Below are 17510 nucleotides of genomic sequence, written 5' to 3'. Positions count from 1 at the left end.
ACAGGCTTGGTTTTTCGGGAGCCGGCGGGCGATGGACGAGCCGATCCGTAGTAGCGCCGCCTAAGTCGAATTGTCTGATGTCTCAGGCGGCGCTACGTCGTCCCGGCACGGGGTTACCCGGCGTCTCGTGGCCGATCGGCGTCACCAGAGTGAGGTCGGGATAGCCGCTTTCGATCAGCTCGACGGCGGCCTGCGCCACCTCATCGTCCGCCTGCAGCATGGACATGAAGACCTCGGTGCTGTCGCCGACCAGTCGGCTGATGCCTTGCGCATCGGCCGGTCCGCATTCGACGATGACCAGATCATAGGCGGTGGTCAGCGACTGCATGATGATCGGCAGCCGGTCGGCGGCGCGCATGGCGCGCACCGGATCGGCGGTGCCGACGGGAACGACGTGGCAGTCCGAATAGAGGTCGGCGTGGATGACGTCGCTGAACTGCGCTTCCGAAGCCAGCAGATTGGTGATGCCGGGGAAAAGTCCGCTGTCCAGCATCGGCCGCGACGCCGCGCCCGATGCGGTCAGATCGAGCAGCAACACGCGCAGGCCGGCGTCGGAGACTTCGCGCGCTACCAGCACTGCCGAGGCCGCGGCCTCATCGCCTTCGGGCGAGACGAAGATGGCGCGCGCAGCACCGCTGGCGATCAGCTTCTCCGCCGCCTTCTCGACATCGATCTCGCCAAGGCTGGAGCGGACAGGTTCAGGTTCGGCTTGCGGTTCGGAACCGGCAGCCGCTGCTCCTTCCAGCACTGAAGGAGCCGGCTCGGGCTCTGGCACCAGTTCAGACTCCACGGTCGTCGGCTGATCGTCCACTTCCACGACCTCAGGAGCCGGTTCCGGGTGGACGACCGGCGCCGACATTGCCGGCATCGCAACCTGCTCGATACGCTCGAAGCGCGCCCCTGGGGCCGGACGCATGGCGCGGCCGGAAAACAGCTCCTGCAGCAGCGTGATGACCGACATCAGCAGCAGCGAGCCGACTAAGGCGGCGCCGACGATCGGCACGAGCTTGGGGAAATAGGGTTCCGACGGCACGCGCGCCTCGGAAAACACGCTGGCATCGACCGGCAGGTAATTCTTGCGCGAGGACACTTCGCGGAAGCTCGCCATATAGGATTCAAGCTGCTGGCGCCGGACGTTCGCCTCGCGCTGCAGCGCATCCAGCTGGACCTGCTCCTCGCCGGCCCGCGACGACGCCGCTTTCAGCTTGTTGACGTCCGATATCAGCTGGTTTTCGCGCGCCTGGGCGGTCTGCGCCTGCGTCAGCAACCCGCGCATGATTTTTTGCGCTTCGTTGCGGATCTGGCCGTCGAGATCGGCAAGCTGCGACCTCATCGCCCGCAGGCGGGGATGGTTGTCGAGCAAGGTGGTGGAAAGATCGGCGATGTTGGTTCTGAGCTCGATCTGACGCTCACGCAGCCGCTGGATCAGATCGGAAGACAGCACTTCGGGTACAGCGTCCAGCGAACCGCCATTCTGCAAAGCCTGGCGCACCCTTTCGGCCGTTGCCTCAGCCGAGGCGCGGCTGGCGCGCACACGCGACAGCTCGCTCGATAATTCGGACAATTGCTGTGTCGCCAGCACCGAATTGTTGCCAGCCATCAACAGGTCCGACTGAGCGGAGCGGAAGGCCGCGACCTTGGCCTCTGCATCCCTGACCTGCTTCTGCAGCTCCTCGATCTCCGGCCCGAGGAAGGCGGTCGCGGCGGCGTTCGACTTGGTCTTGGCATCCGCCTGGTAGGCCAGGTAGGCCTTAGCAATGGCGTTCGGAATGTCGGCGGCAAGCTGGGGATCTTCAGAGGAAAATTCGACGGCGATGACGCGGGTCTTTTCCACGCCATAAACATTGAGCTTGTCGCGCATCTTCGTCAGCACGCGCTCTTCGAGCGGAATTTCTTCCGGATCGCTCTTCAGCCCGGCAATGACCAGGAGCCGGGTGACCGGCGACATGCCGAGCGCATCGTTGAACTCGGGCTTGTCGCCCAGCTTAAGGTCGGCAGCCACCTGCTTGAGAATGTCGGACGAGGAAATGACCTGAACCTCGGTTGCTACACCTTCCGCATCGAGCACAGGTTTGTCGTCTTCATTGGTGCCGGCAGGCCGCGTATAGGCCGATTCGCTCAACTGGATTTTCAGCTGCGTCGTGGCCTTATAATGCGGCGTGGCAAGCCACGCGAACGCGAAGGCGAGACCAGTGACGAGAAGCGTGATCACAAGAATGCGCAGCCAGTTCCGCGCCAGGCTGGCGAAGAGCTGTCTCAGGTCGACATCGACATCTGCGGCCGCGGACTGGTCGGACATGCATTCCTGCTCCGGACATGAGGCTAGATGGTAGCGTAAACAACTATGGTAACTCAGCCGTTAAGATCGCGGTAAGCAGCTGTTAGGGTTTGCTGACATCCGGTAAACAAAGCCAGCAAAACTATACGGCTTTTTGTCGATTGCCGCCAAATCGGCCGCGTCCCTTTACCGGCCATTAACCCTAACAGGATGATAACGAACCCAGATCCTTAAGGTTTGCCGCCGTGTCCTGGCGGCCATAGCGACGAAGGTGTGTGTCCGATCATGAAAAGCGCTGCTGGTCTGTTTCGCGCTCTGCTGGCCGTGTCGATCCTCGCCGGCTGCTCCAGCTACCGGCCGACGCCGGCGGCCTTCCACGAGGTACTCGACCAGCCCTATCGGCTCGGCGCCGGCGACCGTGTCCGCGTCACCGTGTTCGAACAGGACGGTCTGACCAACACCTACAGTGTCGATCAGTCCGGCTACATGTCCTTCCCGCTGGTCGGCGCGGTGCCGGCGCGCGGCCACACGGCCCAGCAGCTGGAAAAAGCGCTCGCCGACAAACTGCGCCAAGGCTATCTGCGCGACCCCGACGTGTCGGTCGAGATCGATCGCTACCGGCCGATCTTCGTCATGGGCGAAGTGGGCGCCGCCGGCCAGTATTCCTACGTGCCGGGCCTCACCGTGCAGAAGGCCATCGCGATTGCCGGCGGTTTCTCGCCGCGCGCCAACCAGGAAAGCGTCGACATCACCCGCGACATCAACGGCAAGGTGATGACAGGCCGGGTGGTTACCTCCGATCCGCTGCTGCCGGGCGACACGGTCTACGTTCGCGAACGCCTGTTCTGACATCAACGTGGCGGACCAGCTCAGGATCGTCCACTGCTTTCGCTCACCCGTCGGCGGGATCTTCCGGCATGTGCGCGACCTGACGGAGGCCCAGCTCGCCGCCGGACATGTTGTCGGCATCGTCTGCGATTCGACCACCGGCGGCGAATACGAGGAACGCCTGTTCGACCAGATGAAGGACAGCCTGGCGCTCGGCATCCATCGCACGCCGATGCAGCGCCATGTCGGGCCGGGCGACTTCGCCTCGGCCTGGCGCACTTACAGGATCATCAAGGAACTGCAGCCGGACGTGTTGCACGGACATGGCGCCAAAGGTGGCGCCTATGCCCGTCTGTTCGGCTCATTGTTGCGGGTATCTAGGTCTCGCGTAGCCCGCCTCTATTCGCCGCATGGCGGCTCCCTCCACTATGATGAAACGACGACGACCGGGAAGCTGTTCTTCGCGCTCGAGCGCTTCATGGCGCGCTTCACCGACTGCCTGCTGTTCGTCTCCGACTATGAGCGGCGCACCTATCGCAGGAAGGTCGGCGAACCGCCTATCCCGAACACGCTGGTCTATAACGGCCTGCGCGCCGCCGAGTTCGAACCGGTGGTCGCACAACCCGACGCGGCCGACCTGCTCTACATCGGCATGATGCGCGACCTCAAAGGGCCTGACATTTTCATCGACGCGCTGGTGCTGGCCGGGTCCCAGCTTGAGCGCCGCTTGACCGCGGTCATGGTCGGCGATGGCGACGACCTGCCGCGCTACCATGCGCAGGTGAAACGGCTGGGCCTCGGAAAACAGGTCCGCTTCTTGCCGCCGATGCCGGCCAGGGAGGCATTTTCGCTGGCCGATCTGGTCGTCGTCCCCTCCCGCGCGGAAGCCATGCCCTATATCGTGCTGGAGACGCTGGCGGCCGGCAGGCCGATGATCGCCACGGCCGTCGGCGGCATTCCCGAAATCTTCGGGGAGGGATCCCCTGCCCTGATCCGTCCCGATCCGCGCCAACTCGGCGACAAGATGGGTGAAGCGCTGCGCGATCTCGACGCCTACCGGCGCGCCATGCCCGATACGGCCAGCCTCAGGGCGCGATTCGGCGCCGATGTGATGGCCGCCGAAATCGAAAAGGCCTATTTCGCCGCGCTCAACAGATAGACGACCCTCCAAAACCACAAGTTGTCTCAAGGTTTTTTTAGCTCTCTTTCTGCTATCGTCATCGCGGAAGCTTGTGGGAAACCCGATGAACGAGACCGACCCCACGCGCCGCTTTTCGGCCGATGCGGTGCGCAAATTCGACAGTCCTGCCGAGAGCCCCACGCCCGGCGGCATGAACAGTGTTGCCCGCCAGGTCGCCTCGCAATACCGGCGCGATACGATGTCGCCGGTCATGGTCAGCGGCGTATTGCGCATCGTCGAATTCGGCTTGCTGTTCCTGTCGGGGCTCGCGCTCTACTTCCACTTTGTCGGCTTCTTCAACTATCTCGCCTGGCAATATCCGCTGACCATTGCCGCGGCGTCATTCGTGGCCGTGGTGCTGCTCGACGTCAGCGATTGCTACCAGATCTCCGCCTTGATGCGACCGATCTCCAATCTCGGCCGCGTACTGATGGTCTGGGCCGGCACCTTCGCGCTGATGGCGCTGACGGCCTTCATCATGAAAATGTCGGAGGATTATTCGCGTCTGCTGTTCGGCACCTGGTTTGTCGTCGGCCTGCTTCTGCTGTTCGGCCTCAGGCTGGTGATGTCGAAGCTGATCCGGCGCTGGGCGCGCAACGGCCGCATGGAACGCCGCGCCGTCATCGTCGGCGGCGGCAAGGCGGCCGAGATGCTGATCCGCTCGGTCGAGAAGCAGCCAGACAACGACATCCGCATCTGCGGCATCTTCGATGACCGCGGCGACAAGCGCTCGCCGCCGATCGTGGCCGGCTATCCCAAGCTCGGCACCATTTCGGAGCTGATGGAATTCGCTCGCATCGCGCGCATCGACATGCTGATCGTGTCGCTGCCGCTGACTGCCGAAACGCGCGTGCTGCAGCTGCTGAAGAAGCTGTGGGTGCTGCCGGTCGACATCCGGCTCTCGGCGCATTCGAACGCTTTGCAGTTTCGCCCGCGCGCCTATTCCTACATCGGCTCGGTGCCGATGCTCGATATCTTCGACAGGCCGATCAACGACTGGGATTCGGTCGCCAAGCGCGCCTTCGACATCGTCTTCTCGCTGATCGGCATCATCCTGTTCTCACCGGTGATGCTGGCGACTGCCATCGCCATCAAGCTCGACAGCAAGGGGCCGGTGCTATTCAAGCAGAAGCGGCACGGCTTCAACAACGAGATCGTCGAAGTCTACAAATTCCGCTCCATGTACACCGACCGCTCGGACCCGACCGCCAAGCAGACGGTGACCAAGAACGATCCGCGCGTCACCCGCGTCGGCCGCTTCATCCGCAAGAGCTCGATCGACGAGCTGCCGCAGTTCTTCAACTCGCTGTTCGGCACGCTGTCACTGGTTGGCCCGCGCCCGCATGCGATTGCCGCGCAGTCGCACAACCTTCTCTACAATGAGGTGGTCGACGGCTATTTCGCCCGCCACAAGGTCAAGCCCGGCGTTACCGGCTGGGCGCAGATCAATGGCTGGCGCGGCGAGATGGACACCAATGAGAAGATCCGCATGCGCACGGAATATGACCTCTATTACATCGAGAACTGGTCGATGCTGTTCGATCTGCGCATCCTGCTCATGACGCCGCTGCGGCTGCTCAATACGGAAAACGCCTATTGAGCGCGATTTCCCATGATTTGCCGCAGGCTGCGGTCAATGCCAAGCTGATCGCGCTGATATCGTCGGGGGCGGTGTTTTTCGGCGTCTTCCTGTCGGGCTTCGTCATCGACGAACCGGCGCCCTACGATCTTTTCATGCTCGGGCTGATCGGGGTGTGGGTGCTGTTTGGCCTGCGCATATCGCGCGCGGCCGTGCCGCTGCTCGTGCTGCTGATCACGATGAACATCGGCGGCATGATTGCCATGACGCAGATGGCCGTTCTCGCCAACACACCGCTCTATCTCGCCGTCTCGCTGTTTCTCGCGTTCACCGCGGTGTTCTTCTCGTCGGTGACGGCGGTGCAGCCCGGCCTCTACCGGCTGATCTTCATCGCCTATGTCGTCTCCGCGGTGGTGACCTCGCTGCTCGGCATTGCCGGCTATTTCCACGCTTTCCCGGGCGCTGAAATCTTCACCAGATACGACCGCGCCCAGGGCGCCTTCCAGGATCCGAACGTGTTCGGACCATTCCTGGTGCTGCCCGGCATCTATCTGCTCTATCTCCTGTTGACCGGCTCGATCGCGCGCATGCCGCTTCTGGCGGTGCCGCTGCTGATCATCACCGCCGGCATTTTCTTCTCCTTCTCGCGCGGCGCCTGGGGCATGTTCGCCGTCTCGGCCATCCTGCTCACCGGCGCCCTGTTCCTGCAGAGCAACAGCGGCAAGTTCCGGCTGCGCGTCATCATCATGAGCATTGCCGCCGTCACCCTGCTGGTGGTCGCCATGATCGTCATCCTGCAGCTGCCCGGCGTCGGCGAGATGTTTTCCAGCCGCGCCCAGCTCGAACAGAGCTACGACACGGCGCGCCTTGGCCGCTTTGCCCGCTACACGATCGGCTTCGAGATGGCGCTCGAACATCCGCTCGGCATCGGCCCGCTGGTGTTCGGCACCATTTTCGGCGAAGACACGCACGATATCTGGCTGAAGACGCTGATGGATTATGGCTGGCTCGGCTTCGTCTCGTTCCTGTCGCTGACGCTGTGGACGATCGCGGCCGGCTTCCGCATCCTTTTGCGCGACCGGCCATGGCAGCCCTATCTGCTCTGCGCCTACGTCGCTTTCATCGGCAATATCGGGCTCGGCACCTTCATCGACATCGACCACTGGCGCCATGTCTACCTGCTGCTCGGCCTGATCTGGGGCGCGATCGCGCTGGAATACAGGCATCAGCGCGGGTTGCGGGCGGTGGCAATCCGAACCAATAGAAAAACCGCCGAGTCCAGGTGACCCGCACCCATTGCGGCAGCAGATTTCGTTTTATCTCGCGATGCCGGCCACCCGTTCGGGGTATTGCACGGCCATCATCAGACGATCCGCATGGTCGGCAAAAACGGCGCTGACCTTTTCGGCATCGAACCTCGCCCGTCTCTTGCGCTTCTCGTCGTTCAACAAGATCCCGCTGACAGCATCGAACTTGCGGCCGAGGTTCTTCAACAGGCCTCTCTTCATCGGCCAGTTGCGGCTGAAACGGCCGGCCCAGGGCGTGCCTCTCGCCAGATCGCGATAGATCGCCATGGCGTCGACCTCGACACCGATCGGCGGACGGTCCCAGGGCTTGCCCCAGGCGAAGTGGCGGGCGTAGCAGCGGTTGAAAGGGATCTGGCTGGTGTAGTTGGTCATCACATTCCAGAACGGGTGCATCGTCTGCCACCGGCCCTCGAAGGCCAAGTTCATCGCGCCTTGATCCAGGCCGTAGATATGCTCGGACGCCAGATGTCGCGTACGCTCCAGGAGCCCCTCAGCCCTGAGTAGCGGCATGTTGAAAAGAAGAACGCCTGCGTTGAATTTCGGCGCACCGGCCTTCATCGGCAGATGTTGCCTGTACTTCGCGTCGAAGTAGGTCTGCTCGTCGTGAGCGGCCAGCAACGGTGCATTGAGCGGTGTCTTGCAGAGATCGGCGATCGATCGATTGAAAAGTACATCGGCGTCTGAATAGGCGATGCGGTCGTACGGCTCGAATTCAGGCAAATGATCGGCGAACAGCCTGATGTAGGTCGCAAGCGTGGGATGTGGCCCACGGTTGAAGTTGGTCGCCTCCATAAATTTCGTTACATCGATGATGCTAATCTTCCCTTCAAGCAAACGCTCGCCGATGGACCGGTCTTCGAACGGAATAATGCCAGTGTGCAGAATAAACCCGTCGATGGGTGCCGAGACATCCAGAACGCGGCGCGCCGCCAGACAGGCAAAGGGGAAGAATCTTTGGTCGGCAGCAAAAAAGAAACACGATTTCTGTTGCATGCTACGATACCCGCCCGCTGACATTGGCCTGTTTGTGTAGGCTCTTTGCAGTGCTCAAGCGAAGCCTCCCAGTACTTCTGGGAAGCTTACAGCCATGGCACCGGAATCGGCTTGCTCCGCATACATCTTATGTGTCTTGCGGCCGTCATAGTAAGCCCGCCGTTTTTTTCTCTTATCGTTGAGCAGAAGCCCCCGAGCGGCGTCGATCCGGCGCCCCAGCCTCTTCAGTACGCCGCGCTCGAATGGAATGCGTTGCCGAAAGCGTTGAAGCCAAGGCGTATCCTTCGCAAGGTCGCGGTAGACCGCCAGGGCGTCGAGCTCTACGCCGACTTGGCCTCCCCATGGCTTGCTGCCTGAAAAATGCCGGGCGTACGCCTGTGAGAATCGATACTCCTTCGTGTAGTTAGACATCAAGTTCCAGTTTGGATGCATCGTCTGCCACTTGCCCTCGAAGGCGATGTTTAGCGCATTCTGGTCGTTCAGCTTTTTCTCGATGGCGACTTGACGGGTATGCTCCAAAAGCGATTGGGCACGCACAGATATCATGTCAAACAGCAGCACGCCCGAATTGAAGTACGGAGCTCCCGGCTGCATCGAGAGCTTCTGCCGATAGGTCGGCAGGAAATACATATAATCATCATGGGCCGCCAGCAGCGGGGCCTGAAGCTTCTGGCCTGTCAGGTCGCCAATGTCTCGGTTGAACAACACGTCGCAGTCCGTGTACGCGATACGATCATAAGCTTCGAATTCAGGTATCTGGTCCGCAAACAGTCGAATGAACGCGGCAATGCCGCTGTCGCGAAATCCGGACCTCACCTTCTCCATGAACGACGAAACGTCGACCAGTTCGACTTGACCCTTGAGCAGGCGCCGCGCCACCCGCATGTCATCGTCGCCTGCGCCAACGTAAAGAATGAAGCCTGGCGTCGTCGCCGAGACGTCCAATATTCTGCGCGCTGTCAAGCATGCATACGGAAAATAGCCCCCGTCAGCCGCAAGAAAAAAGCAGGAGTTCACGTCCAATCCTTCTCGTCGCTCGAGCGCGAGCCATATCCCCTTGGTGTTTCATCGACAAGTTGGATGTTGGTGCTCACTATTGAACGTTTGCCTGGATATTTGGGTGCGTCCCACTTTCTCAGCTATCCGCAGAGCCGCCGCGATTCCGCACGCTGTCGCCAAGCGAGGTGATATTCGTTCGGCTCGTTCACATGCGCCGTTTTAGCCCTTGCACCACAACTCTCGAAAATATAAGGCTTTGCGCGGTCCGGAGTGTAGCGCAGCCCGGTAGCGCACTTGACTGGGGGTCAAGGGGTCGTCGGTTCGAATCCGGCCACTCCGACCAAACAACACAGGCGACTAGCTGCTTCCCCCAAGTGGCCATGCAATTTCTCAGCCCCACTGCAGCGACCAGCAAGATGCGTTCTTATGGTGTCGCACCGGCATGTCGCTCCAAGAAAAATTCGATCGGGCCGGTAAGAAAAGCAGCCTCCTGCTTGATCTTCTCGTCGCTCCATTCCCACCACCGGATCGCCAGCAACTTCCCAATGACATCATCTGAAAAGCGATAGCGGATGAGCTTGGCCGGGACCCCGCCGACGATGGCGTATGGCGGCACATCCCTGGTGACGACGGCCCCGGCCGCGACAATGGCGCCATCGGCGATGTGAATGCCTGGCATGATCAGCGCATCGCGGCCGATCCAAACATCATTGGCAATGGTGATGCCCACGGGTTCGCCACCGTGCTCAGTGGGATCAACTGATTCCATCAAGCGGCTATGGATCGGGAATGTGGTTGCAGCCCAGGGCGTGTGACTTCCCCCCGAACACTCAAAGCTGACATTGCCGGCCACCGAACAAAACGCCCCTATGGTCAACGGAGTGGCGGCAGACGTTCCAAACACCTTCCTCCGGCTCACCCCATAGGTGTGACGTCCGAGGATCACGCTTGAGGGCAGCCTGGATCGAAAGGGATTCCTCATGCATAGCCACCCCGTCACAGTGACTTCCTATGCTTCTGATGCCATAAATCCAAGGGCGTCCGCCACAGACGATATCTACCGGCCTTTGCAACCTGCTGGCCGACTGGCACCGAGCCGTAAGCATTAAAGAACGCATGTACGCGCGGCTCAGCGAACTGCTTTTTGCCTCGGGTGTTGTAGTGCCGGATCGGCAGGCGATGCGGGCTGATGGTTCGGCCGTTTTGAGAAAGGGCCACCCCGAGGCAAAACTGCTCCGGCGCCCATGTGTCGGTCACCTCATGAACCACCTTGATAGCGGCGAAAGCGTCAACCATAGCACTGAGGCTTTCTCGGTGAATTCCAACGATGCCGCTGTTCCACATCGGCTCCTGGCCGGTCAAAACCTGGCCGCCGATGCTGATGTTCTTGCCCGGCAGCGCACGTTGATAGATGCGGTGCTTCCCTTCGCACAGGCGCATGATGGAGTGGATCGCAGAAATCGAGTGGAAGCCCTTCGACGGGTCACCCACCGGGTACATGTCGGTGTCCATGAAAAGCAGCCGATCAGCTCGCCGCAAAAGCTCACGCATCGTCCCGGCCTTGATGCCGAAATGATAGCTTCCACCGAAAGACCACTGCTCTTTCTGTTCGGTCGTTATAAGCATTGTCTCAATGGGATAACCGCGAAAGAGTTCAGGCCTATCCGTTGCGACAGTTATTCTGGCGGTCGGGCAATGGTGCAAAAGCTTGAGGGCGCTGAGCAGCGCGCCGCGATGGTAAAGCTCGTTCTCACCATAGGCGATGTAACCAAAAACGTCGTTCATTCCGCCACGTATAATGGGTCGTTCAATCTTCTACTAGCTGCGCTCGCAGTCGTTTTGCTCCCAGAAATCTCCTGCTGAAATCAGCCGACGATTCGCTACTGGCACACATCGACCCATTCGGCGCCGACGATGTCTGCCATGCGCTGCGGGCTCAGCCGCACGGCGGCGTTGGTGGCGCCGGCGGCGGGCACGACTTCATCGAAGGCGCGCAGCGAGACGTCGCAATAGACCGGCAGCGGCGCCGGCAGGCCGAATGGGCAGACGCCGCCGACGGGATGGCTGGTAATCGCGACAACCTCGTCGGCGTCAAGCATGCGCGGCTTGCCGCCGAAACGGTCCTTGAATTTGCGGTTGTCGAGCCTCGACATGCCGCCGGCCACGATCAGCATGGTCTCACCGCCGACGCGCAGGCAGATGGTCTTGGCGATCTGCGCCGGCTCCACGCCATGCGCCTCAGCCGCCAGCGCCACCGTCGCGGAACTCGCTTCGGTGACGAGCACTTCGACATCGGGCGCGTGGGCAGCCAGGAAGGCGCGCACGGATTCAAGGCTCATCTCGGCATTGTCCCATTCGAAAACGGTTAGCGTTCACACTGGATAGCTTCACGCTCGGTCGGCGGCAACCTCCACGCCCCTCGACGGCTGCAGCGGTACCAGGCCGGGCGGGTCGCGCCGCATGTCGGCAACGCAAGGCGCATCCCCCGTGCGGGAGATGTGTTCGGGCTGCTGCATTGGTAGGTCGCAATGGATCAGGGCCGGCGCTGATGCTGTGCTCCCACGACCAACCGGAGAGATCATCATGCTCAAGCTCGCCTCGGCTCTGGCGCTGCTGCTTATCGGGACGGCGCCGCTGCTTGCCGACGACATGCCGATAAACGCGGACGCCATCAAATGGGGCCCTGCTCCTGCTGTGCTGCCCGCCGGCGCGGACATGGCTATCATCGCCGGGGACCCCTCGAAGGATGGCATCTACGTGCTGCGGTTGAAGCTGCCGGCCGGCTACAGGATTGCCGCGCACAACCATCCCACCTCGGAATATGTGACGGTGATTTCCGGCAATTTTCATATCGGCATGGGCGACAAGCTCGACGAGACCAAGGGCATCGAACTGACCGCCGGCGGCTTCGGCGTAGCCCCACAGGGAATGAACCATTACGCCTGGACGACAAGCGCTACGATCGTCCAGGTTCATGGCGAGGGGCCGTTCGCGATCACCTACGTCAACCCGGCGGACGATCCGAGCAAGAAGTGACATTCGCCGTTGGGCGAATGCAACAAGCCCGCCAGGGCAAACCATGGCGGGCTTGTTGAACGACGCTTGGCCGTTGTTTATGAAACGGACCGGTTTTCCACAGGCGCCGTGGGCGCCGGGGCATCGATCAGGGCCGTTTCCGGCAATTGCAATGCTGCGGCGATCCGGCGAAGTTTAGTCGGATCGGTGTCCTTGCCGCTCTCTATATCGGCAATCTCGCTGGTCGACAGACCGCAGGTCAGGGAAAGCTCTTCAATACTGTATCCCTTTGTCTCCCGGATGGCTTTGAGGCCAGGGTGCTCAAGCGCTACATCGGCCGCAACATCGGCCGCCAGCCTGGAGAAGGGTTCGTGTTTTGCAGTTTGGGGCATTGGCAACTCCATGGGGCTAAAGAGTTTTGGATCAAATGATAGGGTGTTGCCTGAGAGCCGGGACAATGCCCGCTTGACGGCGATTTGCCAAGGCCCAAACCGACCGTCACAGCATCGTGAACCGGCGTCAAAACCGCAGGCGCCAGGGCACATATAGGATCTCCGCCCCGATCTCCCAATCAAGTTCTTTTGAAGGGCCGCACGCCGAAGTGTTCAGCGGTTTTGCGCCGCTCGCGCGTTAGCCTGATGTTGCTGGCAGCCGCATCGGGCCAGCTTTTCCCAAGAGGATCAGATCCATGACATTCAAGACATCAGCCATCGTGCTCGCCACGATTTCAGGCCTCGCTGGCGCGAGCATGGTCGCGGCGCAAGCCGCCGAGGCCGTGCGCATTCGCGGCACGGTGACCGCCTTTGCCGGAGCGACGCTGACGGTGAAGACCCGCGAAGGCGCTACCGACGCCATCGCGCTGGCTGAAGGGTGGAAGATTTCCGGCGTCGCCAAGGCGGATGCCGGGGATATCAAGCAAGGCGATTTCCTCGGCATTGCCTCTGTTTCGAAGGCCGATGGCGGCAGCGGCGCGCTTGAGGTGGTGATCTTCCCGGCCGCGCTGAAGGGCGCCGGCGAAGGCGACCGCCCGTGGGATCTCGAGCCCAACAGCCGGATGACCAACGGCACGGTCGCCGATGTCACCGAGATTGCAGGTCGCACGGTGACGCTGACCTACGACAATGGCCAGAAAAAGCAGATCGCGATCCCGCAGACGACGCCGGTGGTGACCTTCGCGCCGGCGACGCCCGCCGACCTCAAGCCTGGCGCTGTGGTGTTCGTCAACGCCGAGCGCGGCAGTGACGGCAAGCTGACCGCGGGCCGGGTCGTTGTCGGCACCAACGGCGTCATTCCGCCGATGTAAGTTGCCGACGAAGCCGCCAGACACAATCCAGAAACAAAATTCTACAGTCCGGAAAAACTGTCGAAAAGTTCGGAGGCGATAGTCATGACTGCGGGGTTCACCGGCACCGATCTTGCTCGGTGACGGCCAAATTCAGCCCGCGCAGAAAAGGAAACGAAGTCATGAAGAAGTCCCTCCTGTCGGCTCTCGGGCTGGCTTTTGCCCTGGCTGTCTCTCTGCCGCTCATCGGCGCCAGCAGCGCCGACGCAGCACCGCTGCACAAGAAGCATCACCACCATCATCATCATCACAACAAGCATCACCGCCATCACCATCATCACCACCACCACCACCACAAGAAGGTGGAGGCCAAGAAGGCCTGACACGGCCGACTTGCCCAACGGGAAGGCTGGCCCTGGAGTCCTCGCCAAGGCCGCCTTCCCGTTGGTTTTTGCCAGGCGACACGTGGAAAAGCTGAGGCAGGATTCGATGGCGCCGATGCGCCAGAACGCGAGCAACCACAGCGCACCCCAACGAACGTATCAGGCGCAAGGCCGACAACACAGCGGTTGCCAGCTGCAGGACACCACGGGTCTCTCAATGCCGCCGGAACCCGCTAGGACGGCGCCGCGAACGCGAGCACTATTGCGATCAAAATCAAAAGCGGTCCCATCCATTTGAAATGCTTCGCGACCTGCAGCCACCATGGCTGCTGACCTTGCTGGGCCTGAAAAGGACTTTGGAGCAGCCCAAAACCAACGCCTGTCATCCACAGCCCAGCGCAGAACATGATGAACTCGTCGAAGTAATTTGCGACCACGCCCGTCTCCTCCGCCGGTACCTTTGGACTGGCGTTATAGTCGCAGCCGGGAGTGGCAGAAAGCGCGGTGCCAAGTGGCGGCAATGACTGCTGCCGCCACCTGACAAGAGCCGGGGGCGGACTAGGTCTTGGCTGGCCATTTGGGCACGCCACCGTGTGACCTTCGCATGGGATGCCGCGCTGCTACGTCAGCGCCCTTCACGCGAAATGCATGATCGATGCCCGCCCCGGCCCCGCCAGGCGTCGTCCGTTGGCGAAGGCTAAAAATCGACGTCGCGAAAAAACGCGAAGAAAATTCGAACCACGCATGAACCTTTGCTTTGGAGGCCGCACTAACCGGCATGGACGCCGAGAAGGCGATCCCAACACAGAAGGACGCCATGGTGGCGATCCTCGATCCAGAGAAGGAAATGCTCAAATGACCAACTTCAAGCGCATCACGCTCGCCGCGGCCCTCATCATCTCGGCCTTCGGTTCGGCTTCCGTTCCGACCTCGGCTTTCGCCAACGGCACGCATCCCACGGGCGACGGCGGCGCGGTTTGCAAGGGCTCCGGTCATTGCCTGGTGCTCTCGATCGAGTGCAAAGGCACCTATACCGACGCCACGGACAAGAATGGCACTGTCTATGGCAAGTGCAGCCAGACCGCGCAGGTTTCGCCGCAGGCCAAGATCAAGCTCGCCAAGTAATCGGCCGCAGATCAGGGAAATGGCGGTCGTCCGCGGGACGGCCGCCATTTTCTTTTTGTTTTCGTGAATTGTTTTAGCGCCGGCTGAGCAACAGGCTGGCGAGAAGGCCGACCACGACCAACCCAACAGCAGCGGCTGTTGCCGGACGATCGCGCGCCGTCTTTTCGATCGCCCTGCCCTGCTTCCTGATCGCCGGCAGCGCATCGCTGACAAGGTCGGCAAGCTGCCCATAATAGTCCGAAGCGGCATCGCGCCCGTCCTCGTAGTAAGCACCGCCGCGTTTGGCCACGACTTTGCGCAACGCGGCGAGCTCTTTGGAAAGGGTCGCGACCTGCTTTTCGAGATCGAGATCGGAGAGGGTCGAAAGCGATACCATGATTGTTTTTCCTTCTTTTGAGAGAAGGCCAAACGCATGGCCGCAGAACCGGTTCCGGTCTGCTTGCCCGAGGGCAGCGGAAAGGTTAGCGCACCTGGTCGAGCAGGCGCTTGCACTCCAGGAGGTCAAACAGCGCCTCCTGCAGCAAGGCACGGTTGTCGCGCGACAGTTTCGATGCGCCGGGCTGGACCGGACCTTCCTCCTCGGTCTTGCCCAGGCCGAAAAAGCGGCGGCTGGGTTTTACCTTGGGCTGACCGACCAGCATCTCGTCATCCATGCCGCGCGGCTGGGCGGCTGGCGTCAGCGGCACCTGATCGGCCTGCCTGCGCTGCGAGATCGCTTCGACGGCAGCCATGTCGCCATTGCCGATGGCGACCAGGAAATGGTTGCCGTTCTCGCGCAGCAGTTTCTGCACGCCCTTGATCGTGTAACCCTGGTCGTAGAGCATGTGGCGGATGCCCTTGATCAGTTCGACATCCTGTGGCCGGTAGTAGCGGCGGCCGCCGCCGCGCTTCATCGGCTTGATCTGGTTGAAACGGGTTTCCCAGAAGCGCAGCACGTGCTGCGGCAGATCGAGATCCTCCGCGACCTCGCTGATGGTGCGGAAAGCGTCGGGGCTCTTGTCCATGGGCGAAATCCTCACGCTGGACGGCGATCCGGCCCAGTCTGCCGAATCGGGTATCATTTCAGCGGTTTATGAAACAATATTCAAGCCCGGCGTCAAAACGGCCCGGCGTTTTCAACCGAAGCCTGCGGCAGAACCTATTTGCCGCCCTTGGCCTTGCTGTTCTGGTGCGAGCGCAGGATACGGCTTTTCAGCACGTTCGACGACTTGAAGGTCATCACCCGGCGCGGCAGGATCGGCACTTCCTCGCCGGTCTTGGGATTGCGGCCGATGCGTTCGTTCTTGGAACGGACGTGGAAGGTGGCGAAGGACGACAGCTTCACCGTCTCGCCGCGTACGATGGCTTCACAGATTTCGTCCAGCACCGCTTCGACGAGTTCTGCCGATTCAGTGCGTGACAAGCCGACCTTACGGTAAACAGCTTCGGCAAGGTCGGCGCGCGTAAGTGTCTTTCCCCCCATGCGACCGTCCCATCAGTTCAAAAAACATAAATCGATACAGGTAAAGGCAGAGCCTAAGTAATTGATCCGGCAAGGTCAAGGACCGAAACCGGACCGTTCGGCACTTACCAGCGAACGAGAACCGCGCCCCAGGTGAAGCCGCCGCCCATCGCTTCCAGGAGCACGAGATCACCCTTCTTGATGCGACCGTTGGCGACGGCCACCGAAAGCGCCAGCGGCACGGAAGCAGCCGAGGTGTTACCGTGCAAATCGACGGTGACCACCACCTTTTGCTCAGCAATCCCGAGCTTCTTGGCCGAAGCGTCAATAATGCGTTTATTGGCCTGATGCGGCACGAACCAGTCGAGGTCGTCGGCGGTTATGCCGGCCTGCGAAAACGTCGCCTCGATGACGTCGGTGATCATGCCGACGGCGTGCTTGAACACTTCGCGACCTTCCATCCTGAGATGGCCGACCGTGCCGGTGGTCGAGGGACCGCCATCGACGAAAAGCTTGTCCTTGTGGGCGCCGTCGGAGCGCAGGCTCATCGCCAGCACGCCACGGTCGGCAATGCCGCCGGTGCCCTCATCCGCTTCCAGCACCAGCGCGCCGGCGCCGTCGCCGAACAAGACGCAGGTCGAGCGGTCGCTCCAGTCGAGGATGCGGGAAAAGGTCTCCGCGCCGATCACCAGCACGCGCTTGGCGAGGCCGCCTCTGATGTAGAGGTCGGCGGTGGTCACCGCATAGACGAAGCCCGAGCACACCGCCTGCAGGTCGAAGGCAAAGCCGTGATGCATGCCGAGCCGGTTCTGGATCTCGACGGCGGTCGCCGGAAAGGTGTTGTTGGGCGTCGAGGTCGCCAGCACGATCAGGTCGATGTCGGCAGGCGCAAGACCAGCATTGTCGAGCGCTGCGCGCGCCGCCGCCTCGCCCAGGGATGCCGTCGTCTCGTCATCGGCGGCGATATGGCGCTGGCGGATGCCGGTGCGCTGGGCGATCCACTCGTCCGAGGTCTCGACCATGCCTTCGAAATCGGCATTCTTCATGATGCGGCGGGGCAGCGCAGCACCGGTGCCGCGCACGACTGATCTGATCAAAGC

20 protein-coding genes and 1 tRNA gene are annotated in these 17510 nt (G+C 61.5%); 9 read left to right on the top strand and 12 right to left on the bottom strand.

The window, feature by feature from the left end:
- Nucleotides 1-82: 82 nt before the first annotated feature.
- Complete coding sequence (locus tag NKI37_RS21165) at nucleotides 83-2299, bottom strand: GumC family protein (protein WP_023705049.1); 2217 nt, start codon at nucleotides 2297-2299, stop codon at nucleotides 83-85.
- A gap of 264 nt (nucleotides 2300-2563) precedes the next feature.
- On the opposite strand from NKI37_RS21165, the gene NKI37_RS21160 reads away from it, so the two are divergent.
- The 4 genes from NKI37_RS21160 to NKI37_RS21145 all read left to right on the top strand — a co-directional run bounded on the left by NKI37_RS21160 (nucleotide 2564) and on the right by NKI37_RS21145 (nucleotide 7151).
- Entirely contained in the window at nucleotides 2564-3127 is a 564-nt protein-coding gene (locus NKI37_RS21160) for a polysaccharide biosynthesis/export family protein (RefSeq protein WP_023682330.1), read from the top strand.
- A 7-nt stretch (nucleotides 3128-3134) separates the two neighbouring features.
- Nucleotides 3135-4265, top strand: coding sequence for a glycosyltransferase (locus NKI37_RS21155; RefSeq protein WP_023715409.1), 1131 nt, complete (start codon nucleotides 3135-3137; stop codon nucleotides 4263-4265).
- Nucleotides 4266-4350: 85 nt separating this feature from the next.
- Nucleotides 4351-5886 carry an undecaprenyl-phosphate glucose phosphotransferase gene (locus tag NKI37_RS21150; RefSeq protein ID WP_023689486.1) on the top strand — a complete coding sequence of 512 codons (1536 nt, stop codon included), beginning with the start codon at nucleotides 4351-4353 and terminating at the stop codon, nucleotides 5884-5886.
- Nucleotides 5883-7151 carry an O-antigen ligase family protein gene (locus NKI37_RS21145; RefSeq protein ID WP_352787973.1) on the top strand — a complete coding sequence of 423 codons (1269 nt, stop codon included), beginning with the start codon at nucleotides 5883-5885 and terminating at the stop codon, nucleotides 7149-7151. Before NKI37_RS21150 ends, NKI37_RS21145 begins: the two co-directional genes overlap by 4 nt.
- Before the next feature lie 30 nt (nucleotides 7152-7181).
- Here NKI37_RS21145 and NKI37_RS21140 read toward each other — a convergent pair whose 3' ends face one another.
- Both NKI37_RS21140 and NKI37_RS21135 read right to left on the bottom strand, forming a co-directional pair.
- On the bottom strand, nucleotides 7182-8165 hold the full coding sequence (locus NKI37_RS21140) for a glycosyltransferase family 8 protein (protein WP_352787976.1): 984 nt from the start codon (nucleotides 8163-8165) through the stop codon (nucleotides 7182-7184).
- Between the two features lie 54 nt (nucleotides 8166-8219).
- Complete coding sequence (locus NKI37_RS21135; protein ID WP_352788053.1) at nucleotides 8220-9182, bottom strand: glycosyltransferase family 8 protein; 963 nt, start codon at nucleotides 9180-9182, stop codon at nucleotides 8220-8222.
- A 248-nt stretch (nucleotides 9183-9430) separates the two neighbouring features.
- Here NKI37_RS21135 and NKI37_RS21130 point away from each other — a divergent pair.
- Nucleotides 9431-9507, top strand: a tRNA-Pro gene (locus NKI37_RS21130).
- 81 nt (nucleotides 9508-9588) lie between these two features.
- Here the strand turns inward: NKI37_RS21130 and NKI37_RS21125 are convergent.
- From NKI37_RS21125 to NKI37_RS21115, 3 genes are all read right to left on the bottom strand, one after another.
- Nucleotides 9589-9894, bottom strand: coding sequence for a CatB-related O-acetyltransferase (locus tag NKI37_RS21125; protein ID WP_050587086.1), 306 nt, complete (start codon nucleotides 9892-9894; stop codon nucleotides 9589-9591).
- Between the two features lie 266 nt (nucleotides 9895-10160).
- On the bottom strand, nucleotides 10161-10949 hold the full coding sequence (locus NKI37_RS21120; RefSeq protein ID WP_023669383.1) for a hypothetical protein: 789 nt from the start codon (nucleotides 10947-10949) through the stop codon (nucleotides 10161-10163).
- 95 nt (nucleotides 10950-11044) lie between these two features.
- The gene (locus tag NKI37_RS21115) at nucleotides 11045-11503 is read right to left on the bottom strand and encodes a YbaK/EbsC family protein (RefSeq protein ID WP_352787980.1); all 459 of its coding nucleotides are present in this window, start codon (nucleotides 11501-11503) and stop codon (nucleotides 11045-11047) included.
- Between the two features lie 244 nt (nucleotides 11504-11747).
- Here NKI37_RS21115 and NKI37_RS21110 point away from each other — a divergent pair, with 244 nt between their 5' ends.
- The gene (locus NKI37_RS21110; RefSeq protein ID WP_352787981.1) at nucleotides 11748-12200 is read left to right on the top strand and encodes a cupin domain-containing protein; all 453 of its coding nucleotides are present in this window, start codon (nucleotides 11748-11750) and stop codon (nucleotides 12198-12200) included.
- A gap of 77 nt (nucleotides 12201-12277) precedes the next feature.
- Here the strand turns inward: NKI37_RS21110 and NKI37_RS21105 are convergent, their stop codons facing one another.
- Nucleotides 12278-12571, bottom strand: a complete 294-nt coding sequence (locus NKI37_RS21105; protein ID WP_023682373.1) for a helix-turn-helix domain-containing protein — start codon at nucleotides 12569-12571, stop codon at nucleotides 12278-12280.
- 296 nt (nucleotides 12572-12867) lie between these two features.
- Here NKI37_RS21105 and NKI37_RS21100 point away from each other — a divergent pair, with 296 nt between their 5' ends.
- Together NKI37_RS21100 and NKI37_RS21095 are read left to right on the top strand one after the other, a co-directional pair.
- Nucleotides 12868-13482 carry a hypothetical protein gene (locus tag NKI37_RS21100; protein WP_023669379.1) on the top strand — a complete coding sequence of 205 codons (615 nt, stop codon included), beginning with the start codon at nucleotides 12868-12870 and terminating at the stop codon, nucleotides 13480-13482.
- 161 nt (nucleotides 13483-13643) lie between these two features.
- Nucleotides 13644-13844 (top strand): hypothetical protein, encoded by a 201-nt coding sequence (locus NKI37_RS21095; RefSeq protein ID WP_352787983.1) that lies wholly within the window; start codon nucleotides 13644-13646, stop codon nucleotides 13842-13844.
- Between the two features lie 233 nt (nucleotides 13845-14077).
- On the opposite strand, the gene NKI37_RS21090 is transcribed toward NKI37_RS21095, so the two are convergent.
- The gene (locus NKI37_RS21090; protein ID WP_352787984.1) at nucleotides 14078-14281 is read right to left on the bottom strand and encodes a hypothetical protein; all 204 of its coding nucleotides are present in this window, start codon (nucleotides 14279-14281) and stop codon (nucleotides 14078-14080) included.
- A gap of 418 nt (nucleotides 14282-14699) precedes the next feature.
- Here NKI37_RS21090 and NKI37_RS21085 point away from each other — a divergent pair, with 418 nt between their 5' ends.
- Complete coding sequence (locus NKI37_RS21085; RefSeq protein ID WP_352787986.1) at nucleotides 14700-14969, top strand: hypothetical protein; 270 nt, start codon at nucleotides 14700-14702, stop codon at nucleotides 14967-14969.
- Nucleotides 14970-15042: 73 nt separating this feature from the next.
- Here the strand turns inward: NKI37_RS21085 and NKI37_RS21080 are convergent, their stop codons facing one another.
- The 4 genes from NKI37_RS21080 to NKI37_RS21065 form a co-directional block, all read right to left on the bottom strand.
- Nucleotides 15043-15345 carry a hypothetical protein gene (locus NKI37_RS21080; RefSeq protein WP_023669375.1) on the bottom strand — a complete coding sequence of 101 codons (303 nt, stop codon included), beginning with the start codon at nucleotides 15343-15345 and terminating at the stop codon, nucleotides 15043-15045.
- An 85-nt stretch (nucleotides 15346-15430) separates the two neighbouring features.
- Nucleotides 15431-15973 (bottom strand): MerR family transcriptional regulator, encoded by a 543-nt coding sequence (locus NKI37_RS21075; protein WP_023669374.1) that lies wholly within the window; start codon nucleotides 15971-15973, stop codon nucleotides 15431-15433.
- Nucleotides 15974-16107: 134 nt separating this feature from the next.
- Nucleotides 16108-16431, bottom strand: coding sequence for an integration host factor subunit alpha (locus tag NKI37_RS21070; RefSeq protein ID WP_006201891.1), 324 nt, complete (start codon nucleotides 16429-16431; stop codon nucleotides 16108-16110).
- A 104-nt stretch (nucleotides 16432-16535) separates the two neighbouring features.
- Nucleotides 16536-17507: a beta-ketoacyl-ACP synthase III gene (locus NKI37_RS21065; protein ID WP_352787989.1), complete on the bottom strand. Its 972-nt coding sequence runs from the start codon at nucleotides 17505-17507 to the stop codon at nucleotides 16536-16538.
- Nucleotides 17508-17510: the final 3 nt, after the last annotated feature.

Source organism: Mesorhizobium sp. M0626 (assembly GCF_040320665.1).
Classification (GTDB): Bacteria; Pseudomonadota; Alphaproteobacteria; order Rhizobiales; family Rhizobiaceae; genus Mesorhizobium.
The sequence above is the reverse complement of the archived record's forward strand: the minus strand, read 5'-3'. Positions and strand labels throughout refer to the sequence as shown.